This window comes from Cupriavidus necator N-1 (genome assembly GCF_000219215.1).
In the GTDB taxonomy this organism is placed as follows: Bacteria; Pseudomonadota; Gammaproteobacteria; order Burkholderiales; family Burkholderiaceae; genus Cupriavidus; species Cupriavidus necator.
The window spans coordinates 1,656,164-1,676,570 of sequence record NC_015726.1 but is presented as its reverse complement, the minus strand read 5'-3'; the positions used below and the strand labels follow the sequence as shown (position 1 = coordinate 1,676,570).

The following is a 20,407-nucleotide window of genomic DNA, read 5'->3' as shown; positions in this document are numbered from 1 at the left end:
CGAGGGCAATCCTTACGGAGACCGGAATAGCATCGGGAGCGCCAGACGGATCACAGTACATCGGTGGAAAGGCAGGCGCGCCCGGCCGGGACCATTGCCTAATCCGAAAACAAGCCGACGAACTGGTCGCGCAGCCACTGATTCGCCGGATCGCGATGATACCGGGCATGCCAGAACAGGTTGATCTGGATTTCCGGCAACGCGAACGGATGCTTGACATACCTGAGCCCGAAGTACTTGGCGCATCGCTCCGCAAACGTCCAGGTCACCGTGGCTACCAGGTCGGTGGTGGCAATGATGTCCGCCAGTGCGACGAAATGGGGGACACGCAGCCGGATCTTCCGCTGCACGCCGTGCTGGGCGAGGATCTCGTCGACCCGGGCATGCCCCGTCCCCGCCGCCGTGACCACGATGTGCTCCGCCGCTTCGAAGTCGCGCATGCTGACCGTCTTCTTGTCCATGGCATGACCGGGCCGGAACAGGCAAACGTATTGCTGGCGAAATAGCCGCCGCTGAAAGAACGCAGTGCCGAGTTCAGGAAGATGGCCAACCGCCAGGTCGATCTTTCCCTGGCTCATCTCCGCCGCCAGGTCCACTGCCGTATTGCGCACGGTCGTCACCGTGACGCCCGGGGCGCGATCGCCAAGCGCGCCCATCAACGGCGGGATGAAGTACACCTCGCCGATATCCGTCATGGCGATGCGGAAGGCGCGCGCGCTGCGCAGCGGATCGAACGACACCTTGTGGCTGAGCGCCGCCTGCAGCGACTCCAGCGCATAGGCAACCGGTTCCGCCAGTTCCTCTGCAAGGGGTGTCGGCAGCATGCCCTTGCTGCTTCGCACAAACAGCGGGTCACCGAACAAGGTGCGCAAGCGGGCCAGCGCGTTGCTGACCGCGGGCTGGCTGAGATTCAGGGTCTTAGCGGCACCGGAAACGGTGCCCTGCCGCAGCAGGTTATCGAACACGACCAGCAGGTTCAGATCGACGTCCTTGAGCTCCATCGCGCCGCCTCTTATTGATTTGGTGAATATTTACTATAGCCAGGATTCTATTGGTTAATTTTCCTCCGTGCACCATGATCCTTCCCATACGAAGAGACATAGCCGGAGACAAGCATGGCAATCGACTCCCAACAAGCCGGCCCGGTCTGGGCCGACGACAGCATCAGCCGCATCCCGTTCCGCGTGTATACGGATGCGCAGCTATACCAGCGTGAACTCGAACGCTGCTTCTACCGCGGTCACTGGAACTACGTCGGGCTCGAGGCGGAGATCCCGAATCCCGGCGATTTCAAGCGCACCACGCTTGGCGAGCGCTCCGTGATCCTGGTGCGCGACCAGGACGGCGAGATCAACGTCGTCGAAAACGTGTGCGCCCATCGCGGCATGAAGTTCTGCCGGGAGCGCAGCGGCAACCGTAAGGATTTCCATTGCCCCTACCACCAATGGAACTATGACCTGAAGGGCAACCTGCAAGGCGTGCCCCTGCGTCGCGGGGTCAAGCAGGACGGCAAGGTCAACGGCGGCATGCCCGCCGACTTCAAGCCGCAGGAGCACGGGCTCACGCAACTGAAGGTCGCGACGCGTGGTGGGGTCGTGTTTGCCTCGTTCGACCATGAGGCTCCCTCACTCGAGGAATACCTCGGGCCGGACATCCTCGGCTACTTCGACCGGCTCTTCAATGGCCGCAAGCTGAAGGTCCTCGGCTACAACAAGCAGCGCATTCCGGGCAACTGGAAGCTCATGCAGGAGAACATCAAGGACCCCTACCACCCCGGCCTGCTGCATACCTGGTTTGTCACGTTCGGCCTCTGGCGCGCCGACAACAAGGCACGCCTCGTGATGGACCCGCACTTCCGGCATGCCGCGATGGTGTCGACCCGCGGCCAGGGCGGCAAGAGCGACGTGACCTCCGGTGTGTCCAGCTTCAAGGACCAGATGGCGCTGCACGACGACCGCATCCTCGACATCGTCCACGAGCCGTGGTGGGGAGAGCCGACCGCCGTGATGATGACGGTGTTCCCGAGCGTGATCTTCCAGCAGCAGGTCAACTCGGTGTCCACGCGCCATATCCAGCCCCATGGGCCGGATTCCTTCGATTTCGTCTGGACGCATTTCGGCTTCGAGGACGACACCGAGGAGATGACGCGGCGCCGCCTGCGCCAGGCGAATCTCTTCGGCCCCGCCGGCTTCGTGTCGGCCGACGACGGCGAAGCCATCGAATGCTCGCAGGAAGGCTTCTCCCAGAAGCCCTGGCATCGCGTGCTCGCCGAACTGGGCGGCAAGACCGCGGAGAACACGGACCACATGGTGACCGAGACCCTGATCCGCGGCATGTACGCCTACTGGCGCAAGGTGATGGAGGTCTGATGCCATGAACTTCACTGACTACTACGCCCTGCTCTCCCTGCTCGCCGACTACACCAGCGCCGTGGACAACGGCGACTGGGACCGCTGGCCCGAGTTCTTCACCGAAGACTGCCTCTACCGGGTCCAGCCCCGCGAGAACCACGAGCGTGGCTTGCCGCTGGCGACGCTCTCGCTCGAAAGCAAGGGCATGCTCAAGGACCGCATCTACGGTATTCGCGACACCCTGTTCCACGATCCCTACTACCAGCGCCACATCGTCGGCGCGCCACTGATCAGGGAGGCCGACGGCGACAGGGTCGTGGCCGAGACCAACTACGCGGTGCTGCGCACCAAGCCGGACCAGATGACCGATGTCTACAACGTAGGCCGCTACCTCGACATCATCGTCCGGACGCCGGCGGGCTTGCGCTTCGCCTCGCGCATCTGCGTATTCGATAGCGAGATGATCCCCAACTCGCTGATCTACCCAATCTAGTCTCTATCAGGAGTCATTCATGACCGAAAGCTGGATCGAGGCAGCGCTGCTGTCCGACGTCCCGCAGGACGATGTCATCGCCGTGGCCGTGCAAGGCCAGGAGATCGCCTTGTACGGCGTGGACGGCGACGTCTACGCGACCGACAACATCTGCACGCATGGCCATGCGCGCCTGTGCGAAGGCTTCCTGGAGGGACATGAGATCGAGTGCCCGCTCCACCAGGGCAGGTTCGATATCCGCAGCGGCGCTGCGAAGTGCGCCCCGCTGACCGAGAACATTCGTACCTACCCGGTTCGGATCGACGGCGACAAGGTGTACCTCGACCTCGGCTGAGAGGCCGCGTCACCAACCAGAGGAGACAGGCATGGATTCCAAGCGCTCAGACACCGCGACTGCCCTAGCGCCAACCGCCACCATCGTCATCATCGGTGCCGGCCAGGCTGGCGGCTGGGCCGCCCAGACGCTGCGCAACGAGGGCTTCACCGGCCGGCTCGTGCTGATCGGCGACGAGGCCCATCCACCGCATGAGCGGCCGCCCTTGTCCAAGGCCGTGCTGGCCGGCGAGGCCGCGCCCGCCAGCACGTGGCTGCTCAAGCCCGAGGCGTTCGCAGCGCTTGGGCTGGAGTGGTGGCTGGACACGCGGGTCACCCGCATAGACCGGGCCGCCAAGCGCCTGGAGACAGCCAATGGAGAGCTGCTGTCTTACGACAAGCTGATCCTGTGCACCGGCGGCAGGGCCCGCGCGCTCACCGTCCCGGGCGTCGACACGGCTGCCGTGCATACATTGCGCACGATTGGCGATGCCCTGGCCCTGGCACCGGCGTTGCGGCCCGAGCGCAGCATCGTGGTGATCGGCGGTGGCTGGATCGGCCTCGAAGTCGCGGCCACGGCGCGCTGCAAAGGTGCCGACGTGACCGTGCTCGAAGCGCAGAGCCGGCTGTGCGAGCGCACCGTGCCGCCGGAAGTCTCTGAACACCTGCTCGGGCTGCATGCCTCGCATGGCACCCGTGTCATGCTCGGCGCCAACATCGCCGGCATCGCCCCCGGTACCGGCGGCCGGTCCGTCGTGACGCTGGCCGATGGCAGCACGCTGGCTTGCCACGCCATCGTTGCGGGTGTCGGTCTCGTGCCGAACGACGAGCTTGCCCGGGAAGCCGGGTTGGAGTGCGACGGCGGCGTGGTCGTCGACGCAGGTTGCCGCACCTCCGACCCCGACATCTTCGCCGCGGGCGACGTCGCGGTCACGCCCAACCCGTGGGCCGGCCGGCGCCTGCGGCTGGAATCCTGGCAGAACGCCCAGGAACAGGGCATTGCCGCCGCGCGCGCGGCGCTCGGTCTCGCGGTCGACTATCAGCCGCTGCCGTGGTTCTGGTCAGACCAATACGGCATGAACCTGCAGATCCATGGCATCCCCCTTCCCTCGCACCGCGTGGTGGCACGCGGCACGCCCGGCGCGGACAGCTTCGTGCTGTTCTACCTCGACGGCGATGTGGTCAAGGCCGCGCTCGGGTCCAACGCCGCGCGCGACCTGCGCTTCGCGCGCCGCCACATCGAGCTGTGCAAGCCGGTCGATGCCAGCCGCCTTGCCGACCCGAGCGTGCCGATGTCCAGGCAGTAAGCCCAACCATAAGAACAGACCGACCGGAGACAAGCCCTCATGCAGCAAATCGATATCCACAAGCTGGCCGACGCCGCCCGCTTCAACCGCTTCCATGCGCTCGTGCTGTTCTGGTGCGCACTCATCATCATCTTCGACGGCTATGACCTCGCGGTCGTGGGTATCGCGCTGCCTTCGATCATGAAGGACCTTGGCGTCGCCCCGACCCAGGCGGGGCTCATGGTCAGTTCCGCGCTGTTCGGCATGGTATTTGGCGCGATCTTCCTCGGCACCATGGCAGACAGGATCGGCCGCCGCTGGACAATCGTGATATGCGTGGCCCTGTTCAGCGTCTTCACCGCCGCGGCCGGACTGGTCAAGGACCCGCTGCTGTTCAGCATGGCCCGCTTCCTGGCCGGGCTCGGCATCGGTGGCGTGATGCCGAATGTGGTCGCGCAAATGACCGAGTACGCGCCGAAGAAGATCCGGGCGACCCTGGTCACCGTGATGTTCAGCGGCTATGCCGTGGGCGGGATCCTGGCGGCGCTCCTCGGCAAGAGCCTGATCGAGGCCTACGGCTGGCAGTCGGTTTTCCTGGCGGCCGGCCTGCCTGTGCTCCTCATTCCTGTCATTCTCAGGTCGCTGCCCGAATCGATGCCCTTCCTGCTGGCCAGGGGCGATGACGAAGCGTTGCGGCGCATCGTCTCCAAGCTTGCACCGGAGCAACGGTGGTCGGCCACCGACCGCTTCGCCGTGCCGGCGCAGGACAAGGCGGCCAGCGCACCGATCCGGCACCTGTTCCACGAGGGCCGTGGCTTCAGCACCATCATGTTCTGGATCGCGTTCTTCATGTGCCTGTTCATGGTGTACGCGCTCAGTTCATGGCTGACCAGGCTGATGGCGGGCGCGGGTTACAGCCTGGGTTCCGCGCTGACGTTCGTGCTGGTCCTCAACCTCGGCGCGATGATCGGCGCCGTGGGTGGCGGCTGGCTCGCCGACCGATACCACATCAAGTACGTGCTCGCCGCCATGTACGCGCTGGCCGCGGTTTCGATCACGCTGCTCGGATTCAGGATGCCGACTGAGCTGCTATTCGTCGTGGTGGGCGTGGCCGGTGCGTCGACGATCGGCACGCAGATCGTCGCCAATGCCTACACCGGGCAGTTCTACCCGACCGCCATCCGCTCCACCGGTCTTGGATGGGCCCTGGGCATCGGCCGCAGCGGGGCGATCCTCGCGCCAATCGTCATCGGGGTACTCGTCGCCATGGAGCTCCCGCTGCAGCAGAACTTCATCGCGATCGCCATTCCGGCCGTGATTGGCATGGGCGCGGTCCTGCTGATCGATCACAGGCGGTCAGCATCGGCCCACTACGGCGAAATGAGCGCCGGGCTGCCTGCGGCGCCGGTCAGCCTGTCCATCGCGGACCGGAACTGATTCCCCCAGGCCGGCGCGGCCCGGCGAGCAGACGCTTCGGGGGACAGACACGGGCACGGCTAGAATATAGTCATGGGAACCACGTCGGGATCACTTTCAGGCCCCGACCCCGGTTCAGTCAGAATCGAAGAGGTTGTCACGATGAAGGCAAGAGCCTCGATCATTGCATTCGTATTGGTGACCCTGGCCACCCCGATGGCGCACGCGAGCGTGGCCGAGGACGCGCGCGGGTTCAAGAACGGCGTCAAGTCGGCTGGCAAGCAGGCCGGGCATGCGGTGCGCGACGGCGCGCATGCCATTGGCCGCGGCGCAAAGGCGGCCGGCCATGCGATTGCCGATACCACCAAACAGGGCTATCACGCGACCAAGAAGGCCGTGAGCGGTCACGAGTAAGGACAACTTATCCTGCGGAGAGCCGGATCCTGCCGCGCTCCCTTACGCCCTTATGCCCTCAGGCCGACTGGGAAGGCAGCCGCGGCACGAAGCAGCTGCGCTCGATCTCGCCACCCCGGGCCACCAGGATGGTCGCCTCAGGAATCTCCTCCCATACCCCCTGCACCTCGATCAGCGGCTCGGACAGTACCAGGAAGGCATTGTCGCCGGCGGCGATGATGCGCGGATCGTCCGGGTAAAGCGCGCGCAATTGCCGGAACGAGGTGCTGTGGAACAGTGAGCGCGAGGCCGCCTCGCTCGAATAGCGCACCGCCACGATCTGCTGGCCGTCGGTCACGCAAACGGTCATGTTGAGCGGAAATTGCACGTCGTAGCGGTGGCCAACGTCCTCGATCAGGCCGGCCATCTGTTCCAGCGCGCCGCCCGGGTCGCGCTCCAGGCCGAAACTCAGGGCCAGGAAGAACATCACCTCGGAATCGGTCGATCCCTCGATCCAGCGGAACAGGTGCGGCGCCACGGCCATCATCAGGTCGCGCCGCACCAGGGGATAGTCGCGGATCAGGCCGTTGTGAACGAACAGCCAGCGGCCGAAGCGGAACGGATGGCAATTGGTCTCCTGCGTCGGGGTGCCGGTGGCTGCGCGCACGTGCGCAACGAAAAGCGGCGCCCTCACCGCCCGCGCCGTCTCGCGCAGGTTGGTGTCGCTCCAGGCCGGGTGCAGGCAGCGGTAGCGGAACGGCACCTCCGAGTGACGTCCGTACCACCCGACGCCGAACCCATCCCCATTGGTCGTGGTATGACCCAGCCGCGAATTCAGGCTCTGGTCGATCAGCGAGTGTTCCGGCTGGAACAGCACCGTTTCCAGCGGAACGGATTTGCCCGAATAAGCCAGCCAGCGGCACATGATGCTCCTCCTTGACCGGTGCTGCCCGGTGGCTTCCGGCCCACACTTCCAGTTGTAGGACGGCAACGCGCGAACGCAAAGCACGCGCTAGCTGTGACGCACCGGCCACCCTCAAACCTGCACCGGGCCCACCCGGATACGGCGAGTTGGCGCTGCAAATCAGCAATGGCTGTAGAATACGCGTCCTCCCCGATTCCAATGGTCACGGCGTCCGATATCGGCCCGCGCCGCACCGGTACCCTCACGAGCCTTGACAGCAGGCCCGATAGCGCACGCACAGCGTGCGCGCTGCTGTCGAAACGCGATTCACGAAGGAAACAGTAGTAAATGACAAGCGGCGCACAACGAACGGCAGCTAAAACACGAGAAGCAGGCGTAGTCAAGGACCTTGGCCAGACCAGCGCAGGGTCAACGGCGCAGCCTGATCCATCGACGGAAGCCGCCGCGCGTAGCCAGCAATTGCGTGCGCTGATCCAGCTGGGCAGGCAGCGCGGCTACCTGACCCACGCAGATATCAGCGACCACCTGCCGGAGAACTTCACGGACACGGCGGCGATGGAGAGCATCGTCAGCACGTTCGCTGAAATGGGCGTGAAGATCTATGAGCAGACGCCGGATGCCGAGACGCTGCTCCTGAGCGACGGCCCGGTGGTGGCCTCGGACGACCAGGCCGATGAGGAGGCCGAGGTAGCGCTTGCGACCGTGGACTCCGAGTTCGGCCGGACCACCGACCCGGTGCGCATGTACATGCGCGAAATGAGCTCGGCAACGCTACTCACGCGCAAGCAGGAAGTCGAGATCGCCAAGCGGATCGAGGAAGGCCTGAACAATATGGTCCATGCCATCTCGGCCTGCCCGTTCACCATCGCCGCGATTCTCGAGCTGTCGGCCAAGGTCGCCAGCAATGAAATCAGCATCGACGACCTGGTCGATGGCCTGAGCGACGAGAGTATTGCCGAAGCAGCCGTGGCGGCGGCAGCTGACGAGACCGACGACAGCGTCGATAGTGCCGACGAGGCCGAAGACGATTCCGAAGACTCCGACGACGAAGGCTCGACCCAGCAAAGCAACGAAAAGGCCCTGGCCCAGCTGCGTGAGGAATGCCTGAAGCGGTTCGCGCGCGTCACCGCGCAATTCGAGCTGATGTGCCAGGAAAGCGCCGCAAATGGCGCGGGCTCGGCAGCCTTCCTGGCCGCAAGGGATGCGGTGCGCGAAGAACTGCGCACGATCCGCTTTACCGCGAAAACCATCGAGCGCCTGTGCGCCAACGTCCAGGCCATGGTCGACGAGGTGCGCACGGTCGAGCGCCAGGTGGTACAGCTGCTGGTCGAGCGCTGCGGCATGGAGCGTGAGGAGGTCATTGCCCGCTTCCCCGGCAATGAAACCAACCTGGCCTGGGGGCAGGAGCTGGTCGCCCAGTCCCGTCCGTACAGCGCGGCGGTCGCGCGGGCCCTGCCGGACCTCGAGGCGCACCAGCAAAAGCTGATCGACATCCAGGCCCGGGCGGCGCTGTCGCTGCCCGACCTGAAGGGCGTCAACCGCAAGATGCTGGCTGCCGAGCGGCAGATGCGCCAGGCCAAGCATGAGATGACGCAGGCCAACCTGCGGCTGGTGATCTCGATTGCCAAGAAGTACACCAACCGCGGGATGCTGTTCCTGGATCTGATCCAGGAAGGCAACATCGGCCTGATGAAGGCGGTCGACAAGTTCGAATACCGCCGCGGCTGGAAATTCTCCACCTACGCGACGTGGTGGGTGCGCCAGGCCGTCACGCGGGCGATCGCCGACCAGGCCCGCACCATCCGCGTCCCGGTACACATGATCGAGCAGATCAACAAGCTCAATCGCCTGTCGCGCGAGATCATGCAGCAGACCGGCAAGGAACCCGATCCGGCGGTGCTGGCCGAGCGCCTGGAGATGACCGAAGACAAGGTTCGCTCGATCATGAAGATCGCGAAAGAACCGGTCTCGATGGAAACCCCGGTTGGCGAGGACGGCGATACCAGCCTGGGCGACATGATTGCCGACTCGGACACGGCCACGCCCGCCGATGCCGCATTGCAGGCGGGCCTGCGTGCCGTCGTGCGGGAGATGCTCGATGAGCTCACGCCCCGTGAAGCCAAGGTGCTGCGGATGCGCTTTGGCATCGACATGTCCACCGACTACACGCTGGAAGAAGTCGGCAAGCAGTTCGATGTCACGCGCGAGCGGATCCGCCAGATTGAAAGCAAGGCAATGAAGAAGCTGAGGCATCCCAGCCGAGCAGACCAGCTGATCACTTACCTGCGTGACGCCTGACACCTGCCGGCAACAGCCGCTTGGTCGACTGACACAGAGCAGACAGGAGCTTTCGGATGACTGACTCGAACCTATCTTTCTTCGGCAGGGTCTCGCTTGCCATGGGCACCTTCTTCGCCATCCTTGGCAACCGCGAACTCGCAGCCGGCGTCAGGCGCCTGCGTGACGGTGAGGGATTGGCGCCGGCGCCTGTACCGGCACCCGCACCCGCACCCGCCCCGGTGGTGGAAGCTGCCGCACCCGTGCTGAAGGAAGCCAGCCCGGTGGCGGCGCTGCAGTTGCTGGGACTGCTCCAGCGCGACGCACGCTTCATCGACTTCGTCGAGGAAGACATCGCGCGCTATTCCGACACGGAGATCGGTGCCTCCGCCCGCCTGGTGCACGATGGCTGCCGCGGGGTGCTGCGCGAGCACTTCACCATCCGGCCGGTGCGTGAGGAAGCCGAAGGCAGCCGTGTCACGCTGGCCGACGGCTTCGATGCCACCGCCATCCGCCTGACCGGCAACGTGGTGGGCAGCGCGCCGTTCCATGGCAGCATCAGCCACCGCGGCTGGAAGGTCGAGGAAGTCCGCCTGCCGCGTGTGGCCGAACGCCATGACGCCACCGTGATTGCCCCCGCCGAGGTGGAGCTTTGATGAGCGAAGCACGCTATGCCATCGGCATCGACCTGGGCACCACCCATAGCGCGGTCTCCTACGTCGACCTGGCCGCCAGCGATGGCGAGAAGACCAGCCAGCGCGTCCTGCCCATCACGCAGCTGACCGCGCCGGGGGCCATCGAAGACCTGGACCTGCTGCCCTCCTTCCTGTACCTGCCGCACGCCAGCGAACTCGCCCCGGGCGACCTGGCGCTGCCGTGGAACGCCGGGCGCGACTTCGCCGTGGGCGAGCTGGCGCGCAGCCGCGGCGCGGCCACGCCGATCCGCCTGGTGTCGAGCGCGAAGAGCTGGCTGTGCCATCCCGGCATCGACCGCCGCTCGCCGGTCCTGCCCAACGACGCACCGCCCGAGGTGACGCGCGTGTCGCCGCTGGAGGCTTCCGTGCGCTATCTCACGCACCTGCGTGAAGCCTGGGACCAGGCCCACCCCGAAGCGCCGTTTGGCGAGCAGGACGTCACCGTGACGATTCCCGCATCGTTCGACCCGGCCGCACGGGAGCTGACGGCCGAGGCGGCCGCCGCGGCCGGGTATGCGCGCATGACCCTGCTCGAGGAACCCCAGGCCGCGCTCTACAGCTGGATCCAGAAAAGCGGCGGCCAGTGGCGCAAGCAGGTAAAGGTCGGCGACATCATCCTCGTCGTCGATGTGGGTGGCGGCACCACCGACCTTTCGCTGATCGCCGTGATCGAGCGCGAAGGCAACCTTGAGCTGCATCGTATCGCGGTCGGCGACCATATCCTGCTCGGCGGCGACAACATGGACCTGGCGCTGGCCCACGTGGTGGCGCGCAAGCTGGCGGCCCAGGGCACGCAGGCCGATCCCTGGCAACTGCGCGCGCTGACCTATGCCTGCCGCGCGGCCAAGGAAACGCTGCTCACCGACCCGGCTACCGATACCGTGCCCCTGGTTGTGCCCAGCCGCGGCTCGAAGCTGATCGGCGGCTCGATCCGCACGGACCTGACCCGCGCCGAGCTGACCCAGACCATCCTGGAAGGCTTCTTCCCGCAAGTCGAGGCCTCGGCCCGCCCGGTGAGCCGGGCACGCGCCGGCCTGACGCAGCTTGGTCTGCCCTATGCGCAGGATGCGGCCATCACGCGGCACCTGGCAGCGTTCCTGGGGCGGCAGGTGGCGGCGCTGGCCGAAATCGAAGGCTTGCAGGGCGCACAGCCGGAAGGCGCGACCTTCCTGCACCCGACCGCCGTCCTCTTCAATGGCGGCGTGTTCAAGTCCGGCCTGCTGGCGGACCGCATCCTGCAGACCCTCAACGGCTGGCTCGCCGCGGAAGGCGCGGCCCCTGCCCGCCTGCTTGACGGCGCGGAGCTGGACCTGGCCGTGGCACGCGGCGCCGCCTATTACGGCTACGTGCGGCGTGGCAAGGGGGTGCGGATTCGTGGCGGCACCGCGCGCGCCTACTATATCGCCGTGGAATCGTCGATGCCCGCCGTGCCCGGCTTCGAACCGCCGATCCAGGCCCTGTGTGTGGCGCCGTTCGGCATGGAGGAAGGCACCGAGGCCGCGCTGCCGCCGCAGGAATTCGGCCTGGTGGTGGGCGAACCCGTGCACTTCCGCTTCTTTGGCTCGTCGGTGCGCCGCCAGGACCAGGTCGGCACCCTGCTGGACTACTGGGGACCGGAAGAATTGCAGGAGCTGGAAGAAATCCAGGCGACCCTGCCAGCCGAAGGCCGCACCGCAGGCGAAGTGGTACCGGTCAGGCTGCATGCGCGGGTGACCGAGGCCGGCACCCTGGAACTCGAAGCCGTGCCCGGCGGCAGCGCTGAGCGCTGGAAGGTCGAGTTCGATGTGCGCGGCAGCGCCGATGCCTGAGCAAGCGGCCGGGCCGGCGACGAAGCAATACGTCGTCGGCATCGACCTCGGCACCAGCAACACCGTCGTCGCCTACGCGAAGGCCGGATCCGACGATATCCGCGTCTTCGATATCGACCAGCTGGTCAGCCCGGGCGAGGTCGCGGCCCGTCCCCTGCTGCCCTCGGTGCGCTACCACGCGGCACCAGGCGAGCTCAGCGGCGACGACCTGCAACTGCCCTGGCAATCCGCCGCCAGCGCCGCCGCGCGCCGGACCGTGTTCGGCCGCCTGGCGGCCACGCTCGGCGCGCAAGTGCCCGGCAGGCTGGTAGCCAGCGCAAAGAGCTGGCTGTCGCATGCTTCGGTCGACCGCACCGCGGCCATCCTGCCATGGGGCGGGGATGACGATCTCGACAAGATCTCGCCGGTGGTCGCCAGCGCCAGCTACCTGGGCTATGTGTGCGCGGCATGGAACCACCGTTTTCCCGATGCCCGGCTCGAGGACCAGGACGTGATCCTCACCGTGCCCGCCTCGTTCGACGAAGGGGCGCGCGCGCTGACGCTGGAGGCGGCGCGCCTGGCCGGGCTGCCCGCCCTGCGCCTGCTCGAAGAGCCGCAAGCCGCGCTCTACGACTGGCTGTTCCATCATCGCCAGACCCTGGACACCGACCTGGCGCAAACCCGCCTGGTGCTGATCTGCGATGTGGGCGGCGGCACCACTGACCTCACCCTGATCCGGGTGGACATGCAGGACGGGCAGCCGCAGCTGACCCGCATCGGCGTGGGCAACCACCTGATGCTCGGCGGCGACAACATGGATCTTGGCCTGGCACATCTGGTCGAGGCGCGCCTCGGGGCCGGCGGGGCCGCGCAGCCGCGGCTGTCGGCAGCCGGCCTGTCGCAGCTGGTCGCGCGCTGCCGTGCCGCCAAGGAACAGCTGCTCGGCGCGCAGGCGCCGGACTCGGTCGCGGTGACGCTGCTGGGCGCGGGCGCCAGGCTGATCGGCGGCGCGCGCTCGGTGGAAGTGACGCGGCAGGAGGTCGAACAGCTTGTCGTCGACGGCTTCTTCCCCAAGGTGCCGGCCAGTGAAAGGCCGGGGCGCGCACGGGGCGCGATTGTCGAGTTCGGCCTGCCATATGCGTCCGACCCCGCCGTTACCCGGCATGTTGCGGCGTTCCTGAGCCAGCACGCTGCGCAGTCGCGGGCGGCACTGGACGCACCACAGGCGCCGGCCGATGCCTTGCCGATGCCCGACACCCTGCTCCTCAACGGCGGCGTATTCCGGGCGCAGGCGCTGGCCGGCCGCATCGCTGACACGCTGGGCACGTGGCGCGGCGCGCCGCTGCAGGTCCTGCACAACGACAATCCCGACGTTGCCGTGGCCCGGGGCGCGGTCGCGTATGCCCGGGCACGTGCCGGGCAGGCCCCGCGCATCGGCGGTGGCTCGCCGCGCAGCTACTTTCTGGTTCTCGATGATGGCGCGTCGGGGCAGCAAGGGATCTGCCTGCTGCCGCGCGGCACTGAGGAAGGCCACGAGATCCACCTCAGCGACCGCACCTTCGCCTTGCGGCTCGGCCATCCGGTGCAATTCCACCTGGTGTCCTCCGTCGCCGACACGGCCTATCAGCCCGGTCAACTGACCGACCTGTCGACCGGCGACTTCGTCCGCCTGCCACCGATCGCGACTGTCGTGCAGCCGCGCGGCGCCAGCGGCCCGCGGGAAACGCCGGTGCAGATCACCACCTCGCTGACCGAGGTCGGCACGCTCGAGGTCCACTGCATCAATATTGCGGATGCCTCGCAGCGATGGCGCCTTGAATTCCAGTTGCGCGGCAACGACACCCGGTCGGCAGCACCGGCGCCCGATACGGCACACCCGTCCCTGCCGCAGGCCCTGGAGGCGATCGACCGCACCTTTGGCGCGCGCTCGCAGGACGTCGGTCCCAAGGAAGTCAAGCGGCTGCGTGCGCAGCTGGAACAGCTGCTGGGTGCGCGCGAGCAATGGGACAGCGCCCTGCTGCGCGAGCTGTTCGGCGCCTTCTGGGAGCGCGCCCGGCGCCGGCGCCGCACTGCCGATCATGAACGCCTGTGGCTGAACCTGGCCGGCTATTGCGTGCGCCCGGGGTTCGGCTATCCGCTCGACGAATGGCGCGTCGAGCAGCTCTGGTCGCAGTACGACCAGGGCATCCAGTACGTCAACGAAAGCCAGAACTGGTCGGAGTGGTGGACGCTGTGGCGGCGTGCGGCAGGCGGGCTGGACGAAAGCGCGCAACTGGGCCTGCTGGAAGACATGGCCTTTTACCTGCAGCCGCCCGGCAGCACCCGCTACAAGAAGCCCGCCGGGCCCGCCAGGGGCGGCTATGCCGATATGGTGCGCCTTGCCGGCTCGCTCGAGCGCATTCCCGCCGACGCCAAGATCGAGCTGGCCGAATGGCTGCTGGCCCGGCTGCGCAAGCCATCCGAAAACAGCCAGGGCTGGTGGGCCGTGGGCCGCATCGGCGCGCGCCGGCCGTTCTACGGCAGCGCGCACAGCGTCGTGCCGGCCGGGACAGCCGCCCAATGGGTGGACGCGATCCTGGCCCTCGACTGGAAAAAGGTCGAACCGGCCGCGTTCGCCGCCGTGCAGATCGCACGCATGACCGGCGATCGCAGCCGCGACCTGCCTGACGAGATCCGGGCAACCGTGGTGCGCCGGCTGGAAGCCGCCAACGCGCCGCCAAGCTGGATTGCCATGGTGCGCGAAGTGGTGGAACTCAATACCGCGGACGAGGGGCGGGTGTTTGGGGAGGCGCTGCCCGCCGGCCTCAAGCTAATCGCGGGGTAGCGGACTAGCGCGAAGCGACTGGCAGGAGCCTCTTTTGTCACTTATCTGCGCCAGCCAGACCGATGATCTACGATGACGGTAGGCTCCTTGCCTGCCCCACTCGTGAAGCCGTCAGCGCCCCGCCCACCCTTCCCTATCCCGATTGCCACCATCGCGCTGGCCTTGTTCTGCTCGGCCACCGCCGCCGACGACGCCCTTGCCCCACAGCGCGCCGACATGGTCAGGGAGATCGCCGCGGTCGCGGCAGCGGCCGCCGCCCAGAGCGGCAGGCATGCCATCGACCCGCGCGTCATGGCCGTGATGGGCCAAGTGCCTCGCCACGAGTTTGTTCCGGACGAGCAGAAGCAGCACGCCTATGAGAACCGGCCGCTGCCGATTGGCCATGGCCAGACCATTTCGCAGCCGTATATCGTCGCCCTGATGACCGACCTGATGATGGTCAAGCCTGGCGACACCGTACTGGAGATCGGCACCGGCTCCGGCTACCAGGCCGCGGTGCTGACCGGGCTGGCACGCGCGGTTTACACCATCGAGATCATCGAGCCACTGGGACGCCAGGCCTGCGACCGCCTGAAGCGGCTGGCCTACCGGCAGGTGGCGTGCAAGGTGGGCGACGGCTACTACGGCTGGGACGAGCACGCGCCCTTTGACGCCATCGTCGTCACCGCGGCGGCCAGCCATGTGCCGCCGCCGCTGATCCGGCAACTGAAGCCAGGCGGCCGCATGGTGATCCCGGTGGGCGCCCAGTTCCTGACGCAGTACCTGCTGCTGGTAGAAAAGTCCGCGGACGGCACCGTTTCCACCAGGCAGATCCTGCCGGTCAGGTTCGTGCCGCTGGTTGGCAAGCACTGAGGCATCAGCCCTGCCAGCTGACGCCATGCCACGTCCCCCGCTGTTCGCCCTGGCCTTGCTCTCTGCCGCCGCGCTGGGCTACGAGATCCTGCTGATGCGGCTGCTTTCCATCATCCAGTGGCATCACTTCGCCTACATGATGATCAGCGTGGCACTGCTGGGCTATGGCGCGGCGGGTGCGCTGGTGGCGCTGGCGCAGCGAACGCTGCTCCGCCATTTTGTCCCCGTGTTCGCGGGCGGAGCCCTGCTGTTCGGCGTCAGCGCGATGGCCTGCTTCGCCCTGGCCCAGCACGTGGCGTTCAATCCCCTGGAGATCCTGTGGGAGCCTTCGCAGCCGCTGCGCCTGTTGCTGATCTACCTGCTGCTATTCGTTCCGTTCTTTTGCGCCGCCACCAGTATCTGCCTGAGCTTTTCCCGCTTCACCGAGCAGGTTCCCCGCATCTACAGCTTCGATATCCTTGGCGCCGGGCTGGGCTGCCTGGGCATCATCGTGGCGCTGTTCGCGCTGCACCCGGTCGACGCCCTGCGGCTGGTCGGTACGGCAGGCATGGCGGCGGCGGCGCTGGCATGCGTGGAATGCCGCTGGCATCGGCCCTGGCTGCCGGCGCTCCTGCTGTTGGCGGCAATCGTGCCGGCCGGCGTGCCAGGTGACTGGATTGCGCTGCGGCCGTCCGAGTACAAAGAGCTGAGCCAGGCCCTGCGCATCGGCAACGCGCGCGTGGTGGCGCAGCGCTCCAGTCCGCTTGGCCTGGTCACGGTGGTCGAGAGCCCTTCGATCCCGTTGCGGCACGCGCCTGGGCTGAGCCTGAATGCCAGCCAGGAGCCGCCAGCGCAACTGGCCGTGTTTACCGATGGCGACGGGCTCAGTGCGCTCAACCGCTATGACGGCCGGCGCGAACCGCTGGCCTACCTGGGCGACCTCACCTCTGCCCTGCCTTACCACCTGCTGCGCGATCCGAAGGTGCTGGTGCTGGGCAGCGGTGCGGGGGCGGACGTCTTGCAGGCGGTCTATCACCACGCCAGCGCGGTCGATGCCGTGGAATTGAATCCGCAGGTGATCGACCTGGTGCAGGGCCGCTTCGCCGCGTTTTCCGGAAAGCCGTACAGTGCGGCCGGCGTCCGTGTCTTTACCGGCGAGGCGCGCGGATTCCTGGCGGCCAGCACGGCACGCTACGACCTCATCCAGGTGGCCCTGCTGGATTCATTCAGCACCTCATCGGCCGGACTGTACGCGCTCTCCGAAAGCTATCTCTATACCGTGGAGGCCTTCCAGGGCTACCTGCGCCATCTTCGGCCCGGCGGCCTGCTTGCGATCACGCGCTGGGTCACGCTGCCGCCGCGCGACATACCCAAACTGCTCGCCACCGCCGTGGCCGCCATGGAAGGCGCTGGCGTGCCCGAGCCATCCCGGCGGCTGGCGCTGGTCCGTGGCTGGAAGACGGCCACGCTGGTGGTCAAGAACGGGGAATTCAGTGCCGCGGACCTTGCCGCCGTCGTCGGCTTCTGCCGCGCCCGTTCCTTCGACGTCGAGTACTTTCCCGGCATCCAGCCCGGCCAGGCGAATCGCTACAACGTGCTGGATCAGCCCTACTTCTTCGACGCCGCGCAAGCCCTGCTCGGCCCCGAGCGCGGCCGCTTCCTGTCCCGCTACAAATTCGATGTGCGGCCCGCCACCGACGACAGGCCGTACTTCTTCCATTTCTTCAAATGGCGCACGCTGCCTGAACTGCTGTCGCTCAAGGCGCAGGGCGGCCTGCCCTTGCTGGAATGGGGCTATCCGGTGCTGGTGGCCACGCTGCTGCAGGCCACCGCCCTGGCCTTGCTGCTGATCGTGGTCCCGCTCTGGATCCTGCGGCGGCGCCCCCGGCCGCAGCCCGCCGCGGGGCCTGGCGGCAATGGCGCTGCCGTGCGACGGTTGCCCGAATGGCGAGCCGGCTTCTACTTCCTGGCGGTCGGCCTCGGCTTCATGTTCGTGGAGATCGCCTTTATCCAGAAATTCATCCTGTTCCTGAGCCACCCGCTCTATGCGGTCGCGGTGGTGCTGTGCGCCTTTCTCTGCTTTGCGGGACTGGGCAGCCGATACGCCCAGCGCATGCCCGCGCGCGCTGGCGATGACCGCGGCAGGCGGCAGGCGGCGCTGGCCGTCAGCGGCATCTGCGTGGCCGCGCTGGTCTACCTGGTGGCGCTGCCGACGGTGTTCAGGCTGCTGATCGGGTTGCCGGACCCGGCCAGGATAGGTGTCTCCGTGCTGCTGATCGCGCCGCTGGCGTTCCTGATGGGAATGCCGTTCCCGCTCGGCCTGGCCCGGGTCGCGGCCCGCGACGAAACGCTGGTGCCCTGGGCATGGGGCATCAACGCCTGCGCCTCGGTGGTGGCGGCGGTCCTTGCCACGCTGGTCGCGATCCACGTCGGATTCACCGCGGTGGTGCTGGTGGCGCTGCTCCTGTACGCTGCTGCGGCGCTTGCGTGCCCATGAACCGGGGGCCGGGATCGATCTCGCATGCCATGGCTTCGGGTCACCCCATGCTAGGATGAATGCCCGCCCGGCAGCCGCCCAGCAGACAGACGCCCAATCGGCCCATGACCACCCTCTACACGACCCTCGGCGTGCAACCGGACGCCACCCTGGACGAGATCAAGCGCGCCTACCGCCGCGCCGCGATGAAGTGGCACCCCGACCGCAACCTTGGCCGCGAGGCTGAGGCGCATGCGGCATTCCAGGAAATCCGCGACGCCTACACCATTCTTTCCGATGCCGGGCAGCGCCAGATCTACGACGAGGTATTCGAGCGGGAGATGCGGCGCTGGCAGGCCGAGCGCGAGGCCCAGGAAGAACAGGAGCGCGAGGCGCAACGCGAGAGCCAGCGCATCGCGCAGGAACACTACGAGAAAATGCTCGGTATCGCGATGCGCTTTGCCGACGACGGCCACAACCGCGACGTTATCTTCGGCGTGCTGCTCGGCCGGGACTGCGACGCGGAACTGGCGGCACGCATCGCGGACAGCATATGGGCCCTGCAGGAGTCGCGGCGGGCAAGTGCGCGGGCCGCGCACGCGCCGGACACCGAGGCCGCCCAGGCGCCCGCCGGGGCGGGGGCTTCAAACCCCGACGAGGCGAAGCCGCCCAGGCGTCACGCCGGCGCCTTCGATTCGTTCTGGCACGGCTTGTTCGGCATCCGTTCCTAGATGTCGGGGGCGACCAGAAGCCCGCTTTTCACCGTGTGGATCAGCGCAAGGCGATCTTCCACCGCCTTGCGCAGGACTTCGCGTCCCCTGAACGGATCCGTCAGGTAACTGGCGTACTGGCTTGCCCGAATCTGCACCTTGAGTTGCATCGTCGTCGGTCCGCTCTCCGGCCATGTCACCAGGAACGCCGGATGGCTGTCCGCGCACTCAACGAAGGCAGCATCAGGGGACGGGAAACAGGAGTCAGCGCCCTGGGCAAGGAACTGGAGATCCTTGTCCTTGAACTCGTAGGTTGCCATTGCTTTCTCCCATCGCGCAAGCCGGACCCTCAGTGAATCTGCATCCCGCGCATGGCATGAATCCGGCCATGATGCTGCGTCAACGCCTCGTACTGGCGCTGAAGCGCCGCGCTGGCCTCTGGTGGCAGCGGCTTCATCATGACGGACTGATACTCGCGCCTGGCGGCATCTTCCTCGTGCTCGCACATTCCCAGCACGGTGTCGTCGTTGTTCGGCGACAGCATGTGGCGGAATGCCATCCAGCGGCGGAACAGCATGCCATTCATGCTGCCCCGGTCAGTTGGCGCGCCGCCCATGGCGCTGACCATCGACTGCAATTCCTTCACCGACGCCCGGTACGATTCCGCGGTGCTCGTCAGAATGTCGCGCAGCGCTGCATCGTGCACTTCGCTGGCGCCGCTCATGCACGCCAGTTCGCTGTCCTTGCCAGCCTCGATCAGCTGGTTGAGCGCGAGGACAGTTTGTTGCTGGTTGTCGCCCATGGAAGTCTCCCAACATGCATGCCGGCGACGTGCGGCTTCGGCGCAAATCGCCAGGATCGTCAAAGGAGGAAGCGCCACGGCGCGACCGGCCGTGAGAAGGTCGTCGGAGACGCCATCAACATGAGTCAGCCGGGTCGCGCCGGGCCCCATCTGCCTGCTCGTTAAGAGGCAAGGCGTGATTCCATGATAGGAGATGGCCGGGCCCCGGCGCGAAGGCATCGCATGCCGAGGAGCCCGCTACGGGCGTGATCTGCGAGTCCCGCCGGGCCAGATTGCCATCGGTTTGTGATTGTCTGTATTTCGCCCCGCGGCGAGCTTCAGCCCTTGCCCAGGATAGCCATTGCCTTGTTCGCATCGTCGAGGGAGTCCATCGACACGTACGCGACAAACTGTACTCCGATGACAGAGGCAGAGAATCCGCGCAGGTTGATTCCGCCTTGCGCAAGCTTGCGGGTCAGCTCAGCCACGATGCCGGGCCGGTCCCCGCCCATGATACGCACCGAATGTAGGCTGTGCGTGACATTGAAGCCGACCTGGGCAGCGGCACGGATTTCCCTGTCATTCTGCAGCGGTGTCACGAACACGACACCCTTGCCGGGGTCCTCCGGCGTGCGGCGCGCAATCGCGAATTGCAGGTCCGCGCCGGCATCGCGCAAGGTCTCCAGTACCTCCGCGAGGCCGCCGGGCCGGTCCGGTATGGTTGCCGCCCACACGTCCACGCGTTCCACAAGAAGATCGTTGGTCATTGCTCATTCTCCAATGCCCCCCCTACGAATCTAGCGTATGGCGGCCGGCAGGCAAGCTCTGGGCTCGGCGGACAGCGGCAGGC

The 20,407-nt window shown here is 66.8% G+C and carries 18 protein-coding genes; 13 read left to right on the top strand and 5 right to left on the bottom strand.

The window, feature by feature from the left end:
* Positions 1-98: 98 nt before the first annotated feature.
* Positions 99-1,001, bottom strand: coding sequence for a LysR family transcriptional regulator (locus tag CNE_RS07990; protein ID WP_013956618.1), 903 nt, complete (start codon positions 999-1,001; stop codon positions 99-101).
* A gap of 114 nt (positions 1,002-1,115) precedes the next feature.
* On the opposite strand from CNE_RS07990, the gene CNE_RS07985 reads away from it, so the two are divergent.
* From CNE_RS07985 to CNE_RS07960, 6 genes are all read left to right on the top strand, one after another.
* Entirely contained in the window at positions 1,116-2,369 is a 1,254-nt protein-coding gene (locus CNE_RS07985; protein WP_013956617.1) for an aromatic ring-hydroxylating dioxygenase subunit alpha, read from the top strand.
* A 4-nt stretch (positions 2,370-2,373) separates the two neighbouring features.
* Positions 2,374-2,844, top strand: a complete 471-nt coding sequence (locus CNE_RS07980; RefSeq protein ID WP_013956616.1) for an aromatic-ring-hydroxylating dioxygenase subunit beta — start codon at positions 2,374-2,376, stop codon at positions 2,842-2,844.
* Positions 2,845-2,863: 19 nt separating this feature from the next.
* A complete protein-coding gene (locus CNE_RS07975) occupies positions 2,864-3,178 on the top strand; it encodes a non-heme iron oxygenase ferredoxin subunit (RefSeq protein ID WP_013956615.1) in 315 nt (104 codons plus the stop codon).
* Between the two features lie 31 nt (positions 3,179-3,209).
* Positions 3,210-4,463 carry an NAD(P)/FAD-dependent oxidoreductase gene (locus tag CNE_RS07970; RefSeq protein WP_013956614.1) on the top strand — a complete coding sequence of 418 codons (1,254 nt, stop codon included), beginning with the start codon at positions 3,210-3,212 and terminating at the stop codon, positions 4,461-4,463.
* A gap of 39 nt (positions 4,464-4,502) precedes the next feature.
* On the top strand, positions 4,503-5,879 hold the full coding sequence (locus tag CNE_RS07965; protein WP_013956613.1) for an MFS transporter: 1,377 nt from the start codon (positions 4,503-4,505) through the stop codon (positions 5,877-5,879).
* Positions 5,880-6,020: 141 nt separating this feature from the next.
* Positions 6,021-6,272 carry a hypothetical protein gene (locus tag CNE_RS07960; RefSeq protein ID WP_013956612.1) on the top strand — a complete coding sequence of 84 codons (252 nt, stop codon included), beginning with the start codon at positions 6,021-6,023 and terminating at the stop codon, positions 6,270-6,272.
* Between the two features lie 58 nt (positions 6,273-6,330).
* On the opposite strand, the gene CNE_RS07955 is transcribed toward CNE_RS07960, so the two are convergent.
* Positions 6,331-7,176 (bottom strand): class II glutamine amidotransferase, encoded by an 846-nt coding sequence (locus tag CNE_RS07955; RefSeq protein WP_013956611.1) that lies wholly within the window; start codon positions 7,174-7,176, stop codon positions 6,331-6,333.
* A gap of 327 nt (positions 7,177-7,503) precedes the next feature.
* Here CNE_RS07955 and rpoD point away from each other — a divergent pair, with 327 nt between their 5' ends.
* The 7 genes from rpoD to CNE_RS07920 all read left to right on the top strand — a co-directional run bounded on the left by rpoD (position 7,504) and on the right by CNE_RS07920 (position 18,797).
* Complete coding sequence (rpoD, locus tag CNE_RS07950) at positions 7,504-9,474, top strand: RNA polymerase sigma factor RpoD (protein WP_013956610.1); 1,971 nt, start codon at positions 7,504-7,506, stop codon at positions 9,472-9,474.
* 56 nt (positions 9,475-9,530) lie between these two features.
* On the top strand, positions 9,531-10,109 hold the full coding sequence (locus CNE_RS07945; RefSeq protein ID WP_013956609.1) for a DUF2760 domain-containing protein: 579 nt from the start codon (positions 9,531-9,533) through the stop codon (positions 10,107-10,109).
* Positions 10,109-11,956 (top strand): Hsp70 family protein, encoded by a 1,848-nt coding sequence (locus tag CNE_RS07940; RefSeq protein WP_013956608.1) that lies wholly within the window; start codon positions 10,109-10,111, stop codon positions 11,954-11,956. The genes CNE_RS07945 and CNE_RS07940 overlap by 1 nt, the downstream gene beginning before the upstream one ends.
* Positions 11,931-14,759 carry an Hsp70 family protein gene (locus tag CNE_RS07935; RefSeq protein ID WP_013956607.1) on the top strand — a complete coding sequence of 943 codons (2,829 nt, stop codon included), beginning with the start codon at positions 11,931-11,933 and terminating at the stop codon, positions 14,757-14,759. Before CNE_RS07940 ends, CNE_RS07935 begins: the two co-directional genes overlap by 26 nt.
* Before the next feature lie 72 nt (positions 14,760-14,831).
* Complete coding sequence (locus CNE_RS07930) at positions 14,832-15,611, top strand: protein-L-isoaspartate(D-aspartate) O-methyltransferase (RefSeq protein WP_013956606.1); 780 nt, start codon at positions 14,832-14,834, stop codon at positions 15,609-15,611.
* A gap of 25 nt (positions 15,612-15,636) precedes the next feature.
* Positions 15,637-18,087, top strand: coding sequence for a spermine/spermidine synthase domain-containing protein (locus CNE_RS07925; protein WP_013956605.1), 2,451 nt, complete (start codon positions 15,637-15,639; stop codon positions 18,085-18,087).
* A gap of 104 nt (positions 18,088-18,191) precedes the next feature.
* Positions 18,192-18,797 (top strand): J domain-containing protein, encoded by a 606-nt coding sequence (locus CNE_RS07920; RefSeq protein WP_041227895.1) that lies wholly within the window; start codon positions 18,192-18,194, stop codon positions 18,795-18,797.
* Here CNE_RS07920 and CNE_RS07915 read toward each other — a convergent pair.
* From CNE_RS07915 to CNE_RS07905, 3 genes are all read right to left on the bottom strand, one after another.
* Positions 18,794-19,096 (bottom strand): hypothetical protein, encoded by a 303-nt coding sequence (locus CNE_RS07915; RefSeq protein ID WP_013956603.1) that lies wholly within the window; start codon positions 19,094-19,096, stop codon positions 18,794-18,796. The genes CNE_RS07920 and CNE_RS07915 overlap by 4 nt on opposite strands.
* 29 nt (positions 19,097-19,125) lie before the next feature.
* Complete coding sequence (locus tag CNE_RS07910) at positions 19,126-19,578, bottom strand: PA2169 family four-helix-bundle protein (RefSeq protein WP_013956602.1); 453 nt, start codon at positions 19,576-19,578, stop codon at positions 19,126-19,128.
* A gap of 317 nt (positions 19,579-19,895) precedes the next feature.
* The gene (locus CNE_RS07905) at positions 19,896-20,324 is read right to left on the bottom strand and encodes an ACT domain-containing protein (protein ID WP_013956601.1); all 429 of its coding nucleotides are present in this window, start codon (positions 20,322-20,324) and stop codon (positions 19,896-19,898) included.
* Positions 20,325-20,407 lie beyond the last annotated feature (83 nt).